The organism is Anabaena sp. WFMT (genome assembly GCF_051781005.1).
In the GTDB taxonomy this organism is placed as follows: domain Bacteria; phylum Cyanobacteriota; class Cyanobacteriia; order Cyanobacteriales; family Nostocaceae; genus Anabaena.
Map to the genome: position 1 here is coordinate 1 of NZ_JBPWOA010000048.1, position 1195 is coordinate 1195.

1 protein-coding gene is annotated in these 1195 nt (G+C 37.7%); it reads right to left on the reverse strand.

All coding sequences use genetic code 11. From position 1 onward, the window contains the following. Positions 1-43 precede the first annotated feature (43 nt). Positions 44-1104 (reverse strand): ISKra4 family transposase gene (locus ACSQ6I_RS24670; protein WP_438892032.1). Its coding sequence is split into 2 segments (ribosomal slippage): positions 44-948 and positions 948-1104, totalling 1062 coding nucleotides; the frame shifts between segments, so codons are not numbered across the junction. Between the last annotated feature and the right edge of the window lie 91 nt (positions 1105-1195).

A 1195-nucleotide genomic window follows, 5' to 3' on the forward strand; every position in this document is an offset into this window, starting at 1 on the left:
GGGAGCATATCAACTTTGTTAGAACAAAAGAACTAAACAGGCTCTAAAGCTTGGCGTTGAGATAAGCACAGCGATGCTTGAGGACTTGAGAGACATTCGATTCATTCCATTGTGCGCCAGAGATTTTTAATCGGCGATCTATCTGTTTGATAGTAGACTCGACGGCACCAGAACCAATAGAACAAATACCCTCGGTTTGATAATAATCATAATTGACAATTCGATGGCGATGAGTTTCCAAATACTGACAGAAATTTTGAGCTTTTTTAGATTGAAGTGGAGATATGAGAGCGAGAGTTTCATCAACTTTTCCTAGCCAAAGAAAAGTTTCCGCAGCTTTGAGTCGCTTGAGAGAACCACCTACTTTATGTAGATTTTCAACAAGATGAAACCAATCTAAAATCTCCCGTCTTTCCCCTGGACAATTAAATTGTCGAATTATCTTCCAAATTCCCGGATGTCCATCACCTAAACAGGTTAATGGATCTGCCAAATGTTGTTGATTTACCCAATCGATTAAAGATTCATTTTCACCCAATCTAGCTACTTTTATTCCTTGGTTAATGCAAATAGCTTTATAGTCTTTCCAGAGGCATGATTCTCCTTTTTGTTCAGTCCTAAGCCTTACCTTTCCACCGTCCACGCTAATTTCTTCTATTTCTTTTTCGTCTCCTATTTCGGGAAACTCATAACGCTGAACGATTCTTTGTTGTGTACTAGCAGAAATCGACATCCCAGTATATTTATAAATATCTTGTGCTGCATTTTCATAGGATACATTTGCACTTGCTCTCAAGCAACATTGCTCTAAATAAGGACTTATTTTTTGATTGTTTTCTAGTTTTAACTTTCGTGCTTGTTTTTCACTGACTGGCAATTCTCCAAGAATGCTTTTTATTATTCTTACTCTTCCCGATGAAGTTCCTGTTGCTTCTTTGAGAAAAAAACCCCTAATTCTGGCGTAATATATTCTAAAGTCTGCGCTCTAATTGTTTTTTCAATTCCTGCTAAACTCTCTAATTCTTCAGTTTTTGCTTCTTGATATAGAATTCCTGCTATGGCTTTGAGATGCTCCTGGAGTTTTTTCTGATTAGCTGGTTCCATGATTGAGTGGGGGATTGATTTCTTCCTTTATTTTCGCTGATTTTTACCCCTACCTGCTAGTTCATCTGTTCTAACAAACTTGAGATGCTCC